At 35.8% G+C, this 16,452-nt stretch carries 14 protein-coding genes; 6 read left to right on the top strand and 8 right to left on the bottom strand.

Annotation, left to right across the window (positions count from 1 at the left end; genetic code table 11):
* Positions 1 to 62 precede the first annotated feature (62 nt).
* Positions 63 to 1,499: an alpha-amylase gene (locus tag PGH12_RS08810; RefSeq protein WP_267599717.1), complete on the bottom strand. Its 1,437-nt coding sequence runs from the start codon at positions 1,497 to 1,499 to the stop codon at positions 63 to 65.
* Between the two features lie 189 nt (positions 1,500 to 1,688).
* On the opposite strand from PGH12_RS08810, the gene PGH12_RS08815 reads away from it, so the two are divergent.
* Both PGH12_RS08815 and murA read left to right on the top strand, forming a co-directional pair.
* Entirely contained in the window at positions 1,689 to 2,360 is a 672-nt protein-coding gene (locus PGH12_RS08815) for a DUF4290 domain-containing protein (RefSeq protein WP_267599716.1), read from the top strand.
* Positions 2,360 to 3,667: a UDP-N-acetylglucosamine 1-carboxyvinyltransferase gene (gene murA, locus PGH12_RS08820; protein ID WP_267599715.1), complete on the top strand. Its 1,308-nt coding sequence runs from the start codon at positions 2,360 to 2,362 to the stop codon at positions 3,665 to 3,667. The genes PGH12_RS08815 and murA overlap by 1 nt, the downstream gene beginning before the upstream one ends.
* A gap of 132 nt (positions 3,668 to 3,799) precedes the next feature.
* Here the strand turns inward: murA and PGH12_RS08825 are convergent, their stop codons facing one another.
* The 7 genes from PGH12_RS08825 to PGH12_RS08855 all read right to left on the bottom strand — a co-directional run bounded on the left by PGH12_RS08825 (position 3,800) and on the right by PGH12_RS08855 (position 12,484).
* Entirely contained in the window at positions 3,800 to 5,788 is a 1,989-nt protein-coding gene (locus PGH12_RS08825) for a DUF2207 domain-containing protein (RefSeq protein WP_267599714.1), read from the bottom strand.
* A 10-nt stretch (positions 5,789 to 5,798) separates the two neighbouring features.
* Entirely contained in the window at positions 5,799 to 7,751 is a 1,953-nt protein-coding gene (locus tag PGH12_RS08830; protein WP_267599713.1) for a DUF2207 domain-containing protein, read from the bottom strand.
* A gap of 3 nt (positions 7,752 to 7,754) precedes the next feature.
* Positions 7,755 to 8,309 carry a LemA family protein gene (locus PGH12_RS08835; RefSeq protein ID WP_267599712.1) on the bottom strand — a complete coding sequence of 185 codons (555 nt, stop codon included), beginning with the start codon at positions 8,307 to 8,309 and terminating at the stop codon, positions 7,755 to 7,757.
* 103 nt (positions 8,310 to 8,412) lie between these two features.
* Positions 8,413 to 8,718, bottom strand: coding sequence for a cysteine methyltransferase (locus tag PGH12_RS08840; protein WP_267599711.1), 306 nt, complete (start codon positions 8,716 to 8,718; stop codon positions 8,413 to 8,415).
* Positions 8,719 to 8,879: 161 nt separating this feature from the next.
* On the bottom strand, positions 8,880 to 9,533 hold the full coding sequence (locus tag PGH12_RS08845; RefSeq protein ID WP_267599710.1) for a YiiX/YebB-like N1pC/P60 family cysteine hydrolase: 654 nt from the start codon (positions 9,531 to 9,533) through the stop codon (positions 8,880 to 8,882).
* Complete coding sequence (locus PGH12_RS08850; protein ID WP_267599709.1) at positions 9,511 to 9,966, bottom strand: DUF1801 domain-containing protein; 456 nt, start codon at positions 9,964 to 9,966, stop codon at positions 9,511 to 9,513. Before PGH12_RS08850 ends, PGH12_RS08845 begins: the two co-directional genes overlap by 23 nt.
* 100 nt (positions 9,967 to 10,066) lie before the next feature.
* Positions 10,067 to 12,484 (bottom strand): T9SS type A sorting domain-containing protein, encoded by a 2,418-nt coding sequence (locus PGH12_RS08855; RefSeq protein WP_267599708.1) that lies wholly within the window; start codon positions 12,482 to 12,484, stop codon positions 10,067 to 10,069.
* Positions 12,485 to 12,766: 282 nt separating this feature from the next.
* On the opposite strand from PGH12_RS08855, the gene PGH12_RS08860 reads away from it, so the two are divergent.
* The 4 genes from PGH12_RS08860 to proC all read left to right on the top strand — a co-directional run bounded on the left by PGH12_RS08860 (position 12,767) and on the right by proC (position 16,434).
* Entirely contained in the window at positions 12,767 to 13,972 is a 1,206-nt protein-coding gene (locus PGH12_RS08860; protein WP_267599707.1) for a pyridoxal phosphate-dependent aminotransferase, read from the top strand.
* An 8-nt stretch (positions 13,973 to 13,980) separates the two neighbouring features.
* The gene (locus tag PGH12_RS08865; protein ID WP_267599706.1) at positions 13,981 to 14,463 is read left to right on the top strand and encodes a hypothetical protein; all 483 of its coding nucleotides are present in this window, start codon (positions 13,981 to 13,983) and stop codon (positions 14,461 to 14,463) included.
* 47 nt (positions 14,464 to 14,510) lie between these two features.
* Entirely contained in the window at positions 14,511 to 15,524 is a 1,014-nt protein-coding gene (murB, locus tag PGH12_RS08870; protein ID WP_267599705.1) for a UDP-N-acetylmuramate dehydrogenase, read from the top strand.
* 106 nt (positions 15,525 to 15,630) lie between these two features.
* A complete protein-coding gene (gene proC, locus PGH12_RS08875) occupies positions 15,631 to 16,434 on the top strand; it encodes a pyrroline-5-carboxylate reductase (RefSeq protein ID WP_267599704.1) in 804 nt (267 codons plus the stop codon).
* Positions 16,435 to 16,452 lie beyond the last annotated feature (18 nt).

Raw genomic sequence — 16,452 nt, forward strand, 5'->3', positions numbered from 1 at the left:
ATTGAAGCAGCCTACTTTCACTCACTGATTTACACAGATTTTTGATTTATAAATTTCTAAAATTATTGATTTAATGACCAAACCGAATAACTGTTTGGCGGACATTGAATTTTCACCCATTTGTCTCCCTGTGTTGTAGGATACCACGAAGAATTACCTGTAAAATCTTTGATTTGCTGACTTGCCCAATTGGTCTGAATCCATCGTTCCTGCCAGTTTGAAGAACTATTGATGTAAACAACCAATCCCGGATTTCCGTTGTAGCCGTTTCTTCTTGCAATATATTCATCATTGTCGGTGTAAAGAATTGAGGTATTTCCTGTTGCTTTATTATTATGAATCCAGATCAGATTATTCATCTTTTCTTTGTTCAGCCATTCTTCATAATCTCTGTAAAAAATTGTAGGATATCCTTCATGAGTTAAAATGTAAGCGTACGCCAAATTTTTATTATGAATAATATCTGTGTCATGATTTGAAACGAAAGTTACCGCTTTGTAAGGATTTCTCTTCCACATCATGTCGTCGTTCAAAACATTTAAATTTCCGTTATCAAAAGCTTCATCCATTTTGTAATAAGCGGCAAAATCAAATACCGAACTGTTGGCATTATTTGCCCACCATTCAAGAGTATTAACATTTGAATCCCATAATTCGCCGACAGAAAATCCTCCAACATTTGAGTTCCAGTTATTGACAACCCACGGTCCGAAACCTTTAACATAATCGAACCTCCAACCATCAAATTTCATTACATTTTTGTAATATTTCCCGACAGAATCTTCTCTTTCCCACAGCCAATTTTGCACGTAAGGATTGGCATGACAAAGATCTGGAAAACCACCGAAAGCGCCTTCGTCATTGTTTCCGTAAGAATTTTTGTAAAAATCATTGTAACCTCTCTGAAATTTCCCTGAAGCTACACCCGAAAAATCAGTCCATGTGTTTGTTCCTGTAAAAGGATTGGCCTGCGATTGCCCACCACTGTTGTGATTAATAACAATATCGGCATACACCTGCATATTTTCTGCATGTGCTTTTGTAATTAATCCTTCCAATTCAGTCTTTGAACCGAAACGGGTTTCTACAGTTCCGTTTTGATTGTAATTTCCAAAATCGTAATAATCTGTAGGATCGTAACCCATAGAATACGCACCATTTTGCGCTTTTGAAGCCGGGGGAAGCCAAATTGCGCTCATTCCTGCATTTGACCAATCGGTCACTTTGTCTTTGACGGTATTCCACCAGATTCCGCCATCCGGAACATCCCAATAAAAGCCCTGCATCATAACTCCTCCACCGGGTCCGGCAACAAACTTTCCATTAGCAGAAGAAGAATTTCCTGTACTGAATGGTTTTCCGTCATGGGTAGTAACATTCACTATTTTGTCATGTACTTCTAATTGTTCTGGAGTTTCACCAATCGCTTCATCACTATTCTGGCAAGAATTTATAAACCCTAAAACCACAAGGGAAGCTAATAAATGTGTTTTTTTCATATAAAATTGTTTTAATTATTAAACTGACAACTAAATTACACATTTTGCTGAATAAATTTCATAATGCAGAAAATTTTTTACTGACTTGTGAGTATTGATGTACAAATTGTTTTAAAATTTTTATTAAAAAACCATAAACTTTTCACATTTTGGAGCCATATTTTTTATTAATCCATATATTTGCATATTATGGAATACAATACCCAAAGAACTCAGCTTAATATGCCTGAATATGGCAGAATTATACAACAACTGGTTGAGCGTTGCAAGGAGCTTTCTACGAAAGAAGAGAGAAACGATATGGCAATGGCAATCATTGATTTTATGGGTCAGAGAAACCCACAACTACGCGACGAAGACAATTATAAACATAAACTTTGGGATCATTTATATATTTTGGCTAAACATGATCTGGATATCGATCCCGTTTATCCTTTCCCTACCAAAGAAGAACTTGAGGAAAAACCAAAAAGAATGGAATACCCTAAACTTCAGGGTGATTTTAAATTTTATGGAAAAAGTATCCTTCAATTGATAGAGAAAGCAATCGAGCTGGAACCAGGCGACGAAAAAGAAGCCTTGATCGAAGTGATTGCCAATAACATGAAGAAATCTTACAATGTTTATAATAAAGAACATGTAACCGATGATGTGATCTTCCGTCATCTGAAAGAACTATCATCAAACAGACTTGATTTAACGAATATTGAATCTCTTGAAAAAAGCAAAATCTATTACGCTACAGCCAACCGTAATAATCTTAACAAGAACAACAACAATAACAGGAATCAGGGAAATACTAACAACAATCTAAACAAAAGAAGATTTACAAATAACAACAATAATAAGAATAGAAGATAATGAGTGGGACATTTCAAATAAGAGGAGGAAAGAGACTGCAAGGTGAAATCACTCCACAAGGAGCAAAAAATGAAGCTCTTCAAATCTTATGCGCGGTTTTATTAACGGATGAAGAGGTAAGAATAAAGAATATTCCGGATATTCATGATGTCAACAGATTGATTGAGATTTTAGGCGATTTTGGTGTAAAAATAACCAAAAATGCACATGGCGACTTTACCTTTAAGGCAGATCATGTCAATTTCGATTATATTAAATCAAACGAATTTAAAAAAGACGGAGCAAAACTTAGAGGATCGATCATGCTGATGGGACCAATGCTGGCTCGTTACGGCGAAGCTTACATGCCAACTCCGGGAGGTGATAAAATTGGCAGAAGAAGACTTGACACTCACTTCCAGGGTTTGGTAGAACTGGGTGCAGAATTTCACTATGACGAAAATGAATTTTTCTATTCACTAAAAGCGAAAGAGCTTAACGGAAAATTTATCCTTCTTGAAGAAGCTTCCGTTACAGGTACTGCAAACATCGTGATGGCAGCAGCTTTAGCAAAAGGAAAAACAAGAATATACAACGCAGCCTGTGAACCTTATCTTCAGCAACTATGTAAAATGCTGAACAGAATGGGTGCTCAGATTTCAGGAATCGGTTCAAACTTACTGACTATTGAAGGGGTTTCGGAACTGAACGGCACAGAACACACAATGCTTCCCGATATGGTAGAAATTGGTTCATGGATTGGTCTTGCAGCCATGACAAAATCTGAAATTACCATTAAAAATGTAAACTGGAATCAACTTGGTGTTATTCCAAATACATTTAGAAAACTGGGAATTGAGCTTGAACAAAGCGGAGATGATATTTACATTCCTTCTCAGGAACATTATAAAATTCAGAAATTTATTGACGGATCTATTCTTACGATTTCCGATGCGCCTTGGCCGGGATTTACTCCGGATCTACTTTCTATCATTCTGGTAGTGGCAACACAGGCAAAAGGAAGTATTCTGGTACATCAGAAAATGTTTGAATCGAGATTATTCTTTGTTGATAAATTAATAGATATGGGTGCACAAATTATTTTGTGCGATCCTCACAGAGCAACCGTTATTGGTTTGAATCAGGAATCACCTCTTCGTGGAACAACAATGGTTTCTCCGGACATCAGAGCAGGGAATGCACTTTTGATTGCGGCATTATCTGCAGAAGGAAAATCTATCATTCACAACATTGAACAGATCGACCGTGGTTACGAAAATATTGATGGAAGATTGAAGGCGATAGGTGCCGATATTGAAAGAATTTAAGTTTAGACAAAATTACAATTAAGGTAATAACTCAACTAATAATAAAAGAAGCGTTTAGAAGTAATTTTCTGAACGCTTTTATATTTAATTATAGATAATTTGACATTATTTTATAATTTTTTGCACGACAGATTACCAGCCGCCACCGCCACCGCCACCTCCGCCGCCGCCGGAAGAACCTCCGCCGGAAGAACCACTTGAGTCGGAGCCGCCTGAATACGAAGAACTGCCTGAAGAACTTGAGGATGAGGATGAAGATGAAGAAAAACTGCTTACAGGAGACACCGTAGATCCTTTCAAAGTGCTTGTGAACGAATCGGCAAAGCTATAATCGAACTGATTTTTGATTTCTAATGGTTGAGAATCTATGCTATCCTGTAATTTATTTCTAAATCTTTTGCCCCAAATTCCTTCTACTCCAAAAACGATTGCATAGGGAAGAAATTTTTCATAAACATCGGTCGTCATTTCCGGAGGATTATGAAATTTCAACTGATTTTCTTCGGCTGCACTCAAGTACATCTTAAAGCCTGCAATTTCAGATTCCATTTTTAATTTTTCTCTACTCGGACTTTTTATAAAATATCTGAAGACAAACAGTGAAGCAATTGAAAATATAAGGAATTTATAACAATTTGACTGAAATGATGATAGTTCGGAAGACTCTGAAAATGCCATCACGAAAAAAGGAATGATAACAGCACAGGCAAAAAACAGAACAACATAAAATACAACTTTATTTCTGTCTTCCCATATAACCACTAATATTGCTGCAAATAATCCTGCAAACACACTCATTACAGCCGTCATTCCTAAAACCTCAAAACTCCGGTAAAAGAACGAATGAATAATCAGCGCAAGGAAAAAACTCACGACAATAATTTTAAGAGCTTTGTACACCAACTTTATATTTGAGTTGTTTTGGACGTAAATTTTATTCTCCGTAACGATCTCTTCTTCAAAATCTTCAATAGCGTCCTTAAGATTTGAATTGTATTTACCGTCGACAGATATCGTATCTTGCTCTCCAAAAATCTGTTTTAAAAGTAATTTCTGATCACTTTGTAAATCGTGAGAGCCTATTTTTAATTTTTTCAAAATAAATATTCGCGACAGAAAAGTTTCCTTACTATCTTTTACCTCATCAATATCCACCAAGCCTTTTATTGATAAATCTACAAGACTCGCGGTAACCAGGTTGGCATCAAATACACCATTATCAATATAACCCAGAGATGCGGGAGACAAGTTTCCAGGAGCATTAAACTGGGGAATTACCACTGGTTTTTCGGGATCTACTCCGTGTTTTTTCCAGTTTCTGTAGTAAAAAAACAGCAGATAAATTCCAACCAAAAATAATGGCAGACTTTCTAAATTTCTCCTCATCCATTTAAAAAAAGAAGAAGGTTCTTTTAAAACTCCATTTTTAAATCCCACAGCAACTGTAAGATTTTCATTTTCTTTTAAATCGTTAGCTTTAAAAACAATTTCCGTGGAAGATATTTTGTTACTCGTGCAGTTTTTATCTTTACTTCCATGAAGCCCGGTATAACATGAGTTTTGAAGAATATCTGCATTTTTGGGAAGGTGAATCGTTGCCTGAATATTTTCTACAGGAAAATCCCAGTCTGTACCATTGACATTCCAGTAAAATTCATCGTACCCTTTAAATTTACCTATTTGATCTTGCGTTTTGTAAACAATTTTATAAGTATAAATGCCGGAACTTAGTTGATAATCCTTATCACCAATGTAGATCGTGAATACTCCATTTTCTTTTTTGCTGTGGTGCGGCTCTTTCGCTCCTTCTCTTTCTACAGCAATAATTTTGTAATCAATATCAATCTTCCCACCGTTAATATTTCTTACAGTTGGCAATGCGCGGAAAATACCTCTTTTAATTGCACCTCCGTTTGCAAATACTTTAATTATTTCTGTAACGGTGACATCTGCATTTTCTGCAATAGAAATATTTGAATTAAATGAAATAATTCTTTCTTGATCAGCTTCAGGTTCAATTACATCTGTTGCAACAGCGCTGGAAGGCGATAAAACATAGTCGTCTTGTGCAAATGTGAGAAAGCAGAATAGTACCGCAAATATTTGAATCAACTTTTTCATAACTGTTATTTTACCAGCCGCCACCGCCGCCGCCGCCACCGCCGCCGCCGGAAAAACCACCCCCACCTGATCCAGAACCGGAACTGCTGCCAGAACTTGAAGGTTGCGTTGATGAAGACTGTATAGAATTGGTTAAGCTTGAATTTAGAACATTCGACATGGCAAAATGATTCATAGATGAGCCGACATACCAACTGCTTTGATATTCGGCAGACATTTTTTGAAGTAAATCATCAAATTTCTTCCCCCAAATCTCATCAACTCCTAAAACCATCGCAAAAGGGAGTAGTTTTTCAAAAGACTGCGGAGTCATTTCGGGTGGATTATGAAATTTAATCTGTTCGTTTTCTGCTGCACCCATGTACATTTTGAAACCTTCAATGAGCGATTTTTTCCGAAGTTTTTCTTCTGACGGCCGTTTAATCAAAAACTGATAAATCACTAAAAACATACTGCTCAAAATAATAAAAATGTAGCAAACATTGAAGTTATTGTCAATCGTAAAATCACTTTCATTATGAATGAGTATCGCCAAAAGCACGAAGGCAATCACTGGGAACGCCAGAAAAACTTTAAATAAACCCGGAAAGAATTTAAACAAGACAACCGCAACTATAAAAAATACCGTTAGCATCGCAAGAATAAAAATCCCTAAAAAAACTTTCTCGAACTCTGGGAAAATCCTGAAACTCAAAAATAATCCTAAGAAATATACAGACAAAATAATCAGAATGGGAGATATCAGTTTCTTAGAATTATTACCTTCCTTTAAGAAAGAATCGTGCTGAAACCTCATTGATGACTGGAAAGTACTTACCGCATTGTGAACTTTAGGATCATATTCTCCATTAAAAGTAACAATGTCTTTGCCGATTGTAAAAAGACTGTTCATCAAACCAATTTCCTCTTTCGGTAACGTTTGATCTGGTTCTATGAGTTTTTTGACAGTGTAAATTTTTGATTTAAATAAACCCAAAATTCCAGAATCTGCACCCTCAATAATCTGAACATATCCTTTCACAGCCAAATTGACTATGGCTGCGGTAAGAAATTTATTTTTAAAACTTTCATTCTGAATATATCCCAATGAAGCCGGCGAAAGATCGTCGGGTGAATTAAATTGTGGATAAACAACGGGTTTTTCAGGATCTACACCATACTTTCTCCAGGTTGAATAATAATAAAACAGTAAACCTAAAAATATAAGAACTCCTGCAATTAAAATCCCGAACTTCTCAAGAAAAGTTGGCGGTGGCGGAGGAACCATCACACCTTTTTTAAAACCTACAGCAACCGTCAAACCCTCACCGGAACTTAGATTTTCTGCACTCCATTCAATGGAATATTTTGATAAAATATTGGCAGTACAATCCTGAGAATTACTTCCGTAAGATCCTTTGTAACACGAGTTCTGAAGAATTTGCGCACCTTCAGGGAGATTGATTCTCGCCGAAATACTGTCCACCGGAAAATCCCAGTCATTGCCATTCACATTCCAGTAAAGTTCATCATATTTAGGGAAAAAGCCAATTTGCTTTTCTGTCGTATATTTTATTTCATAGTCATAATCGCCCGGTTCTAAAATGACGTCTTTATTTCCAACATAAATTTTAACAGTACCATCTTCAAATTCTTCATGATAATCTTCATCTACCCCATTTTTCTTCACAGAAATAATGTCGTATTGCACTTTCTGTCTGGTATTATTAAGATTTCTTGTCAGTGGAAGAGACCGGAAAATCCCTCTTTTAATTTTATCTCCAAGACTGTGTACTTTTATTTTTTCAGTAATGCTTAATCCAGAATTTTTATCAACATTAATATCTGCATAAAACGAAATGATCCTTTCAGAACCTTCATAAGAAGTACCAGATTCTAAACTCACAGTTTGAGCACCTTCTGCTTCCTGAGCATAATTAAAGGAAAATACAATAATAAAAAGAAACGCAAATATATTTTTCATTCTTTAAAATTTCACCATTGGAACTTCCCTTTCTGCAACATTTTCAAGCTCAAAGAATTTGGCTTTTTCAAATTTGTACATATTAGCGACGATATTACTAGGAAAAGATTCTACCAAAGTGTTATTTTCTCTCACGGTTCCGTTGTAATATCTTCTAGATTTTTCGATGTCGTTTTCGATTGAACTAAGTTCTGCCTGCAACTGCTGGAAATTGGTATTTGCTTTCAAATCAGGATATTGCTCTGCAACCGCAAAAAGATTTACCATTGCCTGGTTCAGATTTTTCTCTGCAATCTCCTTCCCTTCTACAGAATCTGCTCCTACTGCAAGATTTCTGGCTTTAGTTACATTTTCTAAAGTTTCGCGTTCATGTGTCGCATATCCTTTCACTGTTTCCACTAAGTTCGGAATGAGATCGTGACGTTTTTTCAGCATCACATCAATACTGCTCCATGCTTCCTGAACAAGATTTCTGAATTTTACAAGACGGTTATAAATGGAAACTCCGTACAAGGCCGCAATGATTAAGACCCCAAGAACAATAATAATTGTCATCATATATGTAATTTTATTTTAGCTAAAAATAATGTTTTTCTCTGACAATTGAATAAAAAAAGCGCTCAATACATTGAACGCTCCTCAAACTATATGGACTTACAGCTTACGAATACTTTCTGCAGGTATAATCTACAGTTGTATTCATCAGTTTATGTTTATTAAGGAAAAACTCCAGCTCCTGAGATTCTTCTTCGTTTGCTTTGATATGTAGTTGAAAAGATCCGAAATTTGCTCCGTTCATATATTCTACATTGACGCTCAAAACCTTATAGCAGATTCCTGTTTGCTGATAAATTACATGTAGAAGATGATCAAACTTCATTTTGCCGTTCAGTTCGACTTCGATGATCAAATCTTTTTTAGCAAGGCGACCATTTTTTGGCAAGGTTTGGAAATCTGGAATCATCATAATTTAAACAATTGATTATTAAAATTTTCTGAATTACATCTTGAAATATTGAATCATTAATTCTTAACAAAAGTATAAAAAAATATTAGTCTACAAAATTAGTAGGGTAATAATTTTTGATTTTAACAAAAAAAGAGAAGATTTATACCTTCTCTTTATATTTAAAGCTCTCTAATTCTTTCTATTTTGTCTGAAGCGGCAAGTCCGTTTGGATTACACCCTAGCTCGCCTTCCGGGACTTTGAGTTTTTTTCTGGAATAAAATTCTTCCCAAAATGTGTTAGTTTCACCAGTTTTAGGATCAATAAAAGTCATGGGTTCTAATTTGAAAATATGATCTTTCCTCAATGCTCTTTCAATAAAATCTGAACAGTAATATGAATTTTCGTCTAAGATATAATTGAAATTGTAAGGTTTCCCCAACATTGAATTTGCTTTTTCAATCGCATTAGGAATCACATTTCGGAATTCGGGCTTTAGCCTGTAGACAATAACTTTTTGTCCGTCATTTGCCTGATCTTTTAAAAATTCTTCGAGATTTTGTTTTTGAGAGCCATTCTTTGGGGCCGCGTGAAGCACAAAAGTATTTTTTCCTTCTTTTTGTAAAATTCCGATATGATCAAATGAGGCATTTTTTTGCTTTTGGGTAACATTATTGATCGCTCCGGAAAGTCCGTCTTCTTTTGCTGTTACAAATAGCAAATCACCGTTTTTCAGATTCGAGGAAATCGAGTTTTTGCAAGCCGTTAATAGAATAAAAAAACAGGTAATTGCTACGATTTTAGCAACATTATTATTTTTTAAAATTGCTTTCATAAATATTAATCCATTCATCAACGGTCATTTTTTTGCTCAGTTCGGCGATTAATTCAAAAGGAATTTCATCCATCTTTTTAAAACGGATACAAGATTTTCCCATATCCAGTTTTCTTTTAGAATGTTTAGGAAATTCTTCTACGAACCAGTCTAAGAGCTCAGGTTTTGCATAAATTCCCATATGATATAGTGCAATAAAATTTTTCTGTGAAACCAGAGCCAAAAAAGGTAATGGTGAGCCCGGTGTACAGTGATAACCTGCCGGATATTTTTCCAAAGGAACGTTCCAGCCGATCATTCCGCTGCTGAGGCCGTTTTCAAAACCTGCCGGTAAATTTTGATTGATGATATCAAAAAGCTGTTTAAAAACAACCTTTCTTTCTTCAGGAATTTGAGAGATATAATCTTCTACAGTTGACGCAGGAATTTGCATACTATAACAATTTTAAGTTTTCAAATTAACAAAATAATATTTAAATAAAAAAGCAGCCCTACTTTCGTAAAGCTGCTAAAAAATAATTCAAAAATAAAGGTTATTTCTTGATTGCTTTTGTAACAGATTCTGTTCCGTCCTTAAAGCTTACTTTAATCATATACAATCCTTCTTTCACTTCAGATAAATTGATTTCTTTCGAAGCATCATTTAATTGTTTTACGATACGACCGGCAACATCGTAAACTGTTACTGATTTGATATCTTTCGTTTCAGAAATATAGATTACGTCTTTGAATGGGTTTGGATAAACTTTGACCTCTTTTTTAACCGCAGAAGTTTCCGCAGTCGCTAAAGTTGCATCATAAGCAGAAATTCTAAACTGTCCGTTTGTAGAACTTGAGTAATTCCAAGCACTAATCAGCAAAGTAGCTCCAGGAGTTTGGCCTGTTAAAGTGACAAGAGAGAAGAGTCCATCTGTTGAGCCGTCGTCATCACAGCCAACCTGCGTTAAACTACCACAAGATCCTGTATAAACTCCTAAAACAGTATCTGTAACTGATGACCCAGTTGCAGATTGCGTCTCTATAGTAAGGCTTCCGCTTGCAGGAACTATTACAGAATACCAAGTTTCATTGTAGCCTGTATTTTGACAGCTATGAGTAGCAGTTGTATCTGATGTAGTAGTTGCTCCTACAGTTGTCGCGATCACAGGATTTGTTCCAAACGTTGCTCCGGGAGTAATAGCAACAGGTGCAGAACACTCATCATTTATAGCTTTGGTAGCAACTGTGGCACTCATCCAAACGCTCGCACTGGTGGCAGTACATTTTGATCTTACCCATAAATAATAGGTTGTGGAAGGAGAAGGTAAAGCTATCGTAGCCGTGGTTCCTGAAACAGATGTTCCACTTCCTGTAGGTGCAACATTCGTAGTTGTAAAAGCATACTCATATCCAGATGCAGGAACAGCAGTAGGTGCCGTCCAGCTTAATGTAGCAGAAGTTGCTGTAATAGCAGAAGTTGTAAGTGCTGTAGGTGGAAAACAAGAAGGAACAGCTTCCCAAACCACATCATCCCAGTAATAACCTTTACCATCAGCAGTATTACGAATTGCCAATCTTGCATTTGCAGGAACGGAAGACGGTACAATGACAGTATATTCAGGGTTAGTACTCGTATAGTTTGTATTGGCAATACTTAAAGCCTGTATTAAGACAAAAGTGCTTGGATCTGTAGGATTAGTAACATATCCAACATTTAATGTTCCGGTCGCAGTATTGACTCTCGCTTTTAATTTCAGCCAATGAGTACCGGCACTGATATTACTAAATTCTGGCAAAACTGCAGTTGTTGGAACTTGTGTTGTTGAACTCGTCTGGTAGACATTTCTATTTCCAGATGCTGGAGTAGTACTGCTGATTGATAAGGTACCTGTAGTAACAAATCTAGCCCAACAATCAGGAAAAGTAGTTCCTGTAGCATAAGAATCAAAATTTTCAGATAATGACGTCACCGCACCGCAAGCTGATTTGAAAGTTGTAGCGTAAGCCCATTGTCCTACATTTCCTGAGCAGTTTGATCTTATCCAAACATGATATTTCGTTAAAGCAGATAATCCACTCATAGAAATTATTGTTCCTGTAACCCCTGTAAACGAAGGTGTTGTTGCTGCAGCCGGAGCAACCGTAGAAGAGGTATAGTACACATCATAGCTGCTTGGTGCAGTTGCGGGCGCAGTCCAGCTTAGTGTTGCTGAAGAAGCTGTAATAGCAGAAACTACAGAAGCAGTCGGAGCCAAACATGTAGTATATTTATCTGCAGAAACACCAAAAATATTTACAAATCCGGAACCTGAAGTTTTGGTAAAGGCAACACTTTGTACAGTTTTAGTTTGATTAGCTGCTGTTATTGCTAATGGAATCTGATAAATCCTTGGATTAATACCTGCCCCATCTTCTAATACGTTACTAACAATATTAATTCTGCCAATGCCTTGTATTGCAAAATTGGGTTTATCGTACCAGTCGCTCACCGCTAAATTTGTAAATGCCTGTGATGTTCCGTCTGAGAAATTCACTGTTGCTCCTACAACTGCATCACCACTACCTCCGGTTGCTAAAAAATAAAGATTGTAAGCCGCAGTAGGAGTAGCAAAAGTTAATGTTCCGACATCATTTGCTACACTCAGCTTTATTGCATTACTGCCGCTGTAAGGAGCTAACTGGAAAGTAAGACCTGGTGTAGATGTATTAACTGTCATAAACTGACCAGTTACAGGAAGACCGTATGAAAGTACGGGACTTGTAGCAGTAGACTGAAAATCTTTAGCTACATAAGCAAAGTCAACAGCATCAACCGAAGTAGTTGTACTGGTATTGGCATTACCAACTCCGTTTGCAATTACATCTTGCGTAAAACCAGATACCGATACCGGATAATAGTACTGAGCCGATAAGCCTGAGGAAGCTAACAGAAAGGCCAAACTGGCAATTCCAAAAAATCGATTTGTTTTCATATTATTAATTTTAGATGCGCTAAATTAATAAAAAATCAATACAAATTATTTAAATTTAATTATAATATGTTAATATTTTACAATTTAACTACTAAAACGCAATTCTATAATATTAACAATTTTAGCATAAATTCAACAATTAAATTCTCACAATGAGACAACAGTAAAGTTATTGTTGAAAATTTAAACAAAATTCAAATTCTAGCGAAATATAACATTCTTTACATAGTTTTTAATTATTAAGAATTTTAATCTTATTTTTGTCGTACAAATTTTAGAACAATGCCCAACATCTCAAACAGAGCACAACAAATGCCGCCTTCGCCGGTAAGAAAACTTGTTCCTTTTGCATTAAAAGCAAAACAGAGAGGAACTAAAGTGTACCACCTGAATATCGGCCAGCCGGATATAGAAACCCCGGAAACTGCTCTTAATGCTTTAAAAAACATTGATTTAAAAGTATTGGAATATGCACTTTCTGAAGGAAATATAGAATACAGAAAAGCACTTACCGATTACTATCACTCGTTAGATTTCACAGATCTTACTCCAGATAATTTTATCGTAACAAATGGCGGATCAGAAGCGTTGAACTTCGCAATATCTACCTTGTGTGATGATGGCGATGAGGTAATTATCCCAGAACCTTATTATGCAAACTATAACGGATTTACAAGTACCTTCAATGTGAATGTTGTTGCCGTACCCTCAACAATTGACACAGGATTTGCGCTTCCTCCGATTGAAGAATTTGAAAAAAAAATAACAGCAAAAACTCGGGCAATCGTTATTTGCAACCCCGGAAATCCTACCGGATATCTTTATACAAGAGAAGAGCTTCAGCAATTGGCTGATATTGCTTTAAAATATGACATCGTAATCATTTCCGATGAAGTTTACAGAGAATATGTTTACGATGGCAAACAGCAAATTTCAATGTTTGCTTTTCCTGAATTGGCAGAAAACTGCATCATTATCGATTCAGAATCTAAAAGATACTCAATGTGCGGAGTAAGAATTGGCTGCCTGATTACCCGCTCAAAAAAAATTCATGATGCCGCGATGCTTTTTGCACAGGCAAGATTAAGCCCTGTACTTTTAGGACAAATTGCGGCAACTGCTGCTCACCAAAATGACGGAGCATATATCAGAGCAGTGAGAGAAGAATACACACACAGAAGAAATGTATTGGTTGATTTACTGAATGCAATTCCCGGTGTTATCTGTCCTAAGCCAAAAGGCGCATTCTACTGCGTGGCAGAACTTCCGGTAGACGATACTGAAATATTCGCACAATGGCTTTTAGAAAAATACACTTTGAACAACGAAACCATCATGGTGGCACCGGCAGGAGGATTCTACAGCAACCCCGAACTGGGCAAAAAGCAGGTAAGAATCGCATATGTTCTGAAGGAAGATGATCTTAGGAAAAGTGCTGCAATTCTGAAAGACGCTCTCGAAAAATACAGACTGGAATTTAATTTCTAATAAAACTGATGTCAGCAATAAAACTGAATATTCTGAAAATATTTTTTTCAATATTATTATTGCTGACATTACTTTTTTGCACAAAAAATGAGTCTGCAAAAAAAACATCTTCCGCAAATCATGAGGAAATCACTTTCATCGAATTATCACATGTAGGAGGAGAATTAGGAAGCTATAGCAATCTGAAAATCACAAAAGATTCCATCCATTTTGAGCGCGGAATGTCTGCCAATAAAACCCATAATGAATGGCACAATAAAATAAGCACGAAAGATTGGAAAAACCTTACATCTTCTTTCAAAATTAAAAATTTTAATTCGATAGAAAGTTCGCCCAGCATTCAGCCAATCGATGGTATGGACGAAACTTTTCAGATTAAAACCACAAAAAACTCTCACGTATTTGTTAACGCATACAGCGACAAACATTACAGACAATTTGAAGAATTTAAAATAAAACTTCAAAATATAATTCCTAAGAAACATCAATAGCATCATAATTCTTGTCTGCTAAAAACAATTTAAAATTCAAATCTTTAATGCACGAAAATTTTTCTTTAAAAGCTTACAATACTTTCGGCGTCGATGCAAAAGCCCAATATTTCGCAGAAGTAAATTCAGTAGAAGAATTAATTAAGTCAATCAAGCCGGCAAATTCTCAGATTTTCAAGATCCTTTTTCTTGGAGGAGGAAGCAATATTTTGTTCACCAAAGATTTTGACGGATTAGCTATTAAATTAAATTTAAAAGGAATTACAGAAGAAATTTTAAATGAAAACGAAATTCTAGTTACCGCAAAAGCAGGAGAAAACTGGCATGATTTTGTGATGTTTTGTTTAAATAAAAACTATGGCGGACTGGAAAATCTTTCGTTGATTCCGGGCAACGTAGGAACTTCACCCATGCAGAATATCGGAGCTTACGGAACAGAAATAAGAGATATTTTTGTAAACTGCAAAGTTTTAAATCTCGAAACGCTTGAAGTTGAAGCATTTGATCTTGAAAAGTGCAGATTCGGATATAGAGATTCTATTTTTAAGCAGGAAGGAAGAAATAATTATGTAATTCTGGAAGTTACCTTTAAACTTACAAGAAAAAACCACATCATTAAAACCGAATACGGCGCAATAAAAACCGAACTGGAAAACTTAGGAATTCAAAACCCTACAATTCAGGACGTTTCTAGAGCTGTAATCAATATCAGGCAAAGCAAATTACCTGATCCGAAAGTTATTGGTAACGCGGGAAGTTTTTTCAAAAACCCAACCATTCCTTTAGTTCAGTTTGAAGATTTAAAGCAAAAATTTGAAAACATTCAAGGATATCCAAAGGGAGATTTCGTAAAAGTTCCTGCTGGTTGGCTGATCGAACAGTGTGGCTGGAAAGGAAAACAGATCGGGAATGTGGCTTCTCATCAATTACAATCTTTAGTCATCATTAATGCTACCGGAAATGCTACGGGAAAAGAAATTTTTGATTTTTCGACGATGATTATTGATTCGGTGAAAGAAAAATTCGGGATCGAATTAGAGAGAGAGGTGAATATTATTTAAAAATAATACATCAAAATCTAGTTTTAACGATAGAATTCATTACTTTTAATGTTTAAATAACTTTCAGAAAACAACTGAAAGACTTCATCGTTTAAACAACACACAAATGAAAATTGCCATCATCGGAGCCGGAAACATGGGCTTATCTTTCTCAAAATCATTTCTAAAATACGATCTCATAAAACCTGAAAATCTTCAGTTGATCACGAGAAATGAATCTAAAATTCCAAAAATATCTGCAGAGTTTCCAAAATCTAAAATCTCTATTTTTCACGATGTTGAAGAATTAACTGCTGATTTAATTATTATTGCTGTAAAACCACAGGATTTTCAACATGTTGCAGATTGTTTTAAATTCAAACTCAATGAAAACCAGATGATTCTGTCGATAATGGCCGGAATTAAGATTTCTAAAATCCAGAAACTACTTCATCATCAATCGGTTGTAAGAGCAATGCCAAACTCTCCTACTCTTCTCGGAATGGGAATTACAGGCTACACTTCTGCGGCAGGAATTGCCTTCAATGAATTAATGAATGTGGAGCGACTTTTAAACAGTACTGGAAGATCAGTTTATCTGGAAAATGAAGACTTACTTGATGGCGTCACCGCACTCTCAGGAAGCGGCCCGGCATATTTCTATTATATCGTTGATGCCATGATCAAAGCCGGAATCAAGATGGGAATTGATGAAAATCTCTCGAAACTTTTTGTAAAACAGACGATGCTTGGTGCTTATCATTTGATTAATAATTCGGAGAAAAATCTTGAAGAACTCATTAAAGATGTTGCATCAAAAGGCGGAACAACTGAGGCTGCTCTGAAAACATTTGAAGAAAATGATTTTAAGGAAATTTTACAAAAAGGAATTTTGAATGCTGAAAAAAGAGCAAAAGAACTGAACGGGTAGATATTTTGGAGTGAAATT

This window comes from Chryseobacterium sp. CY350 (genome assembly GCF_027945075.1).
In the GTDB taxonomy this organism is placed as follows: domain Bacteria; phylum Bacteroidota; class Bacteroidia; order Flavobacteriales; family Weeksellaceae; genus Chryseobacterium.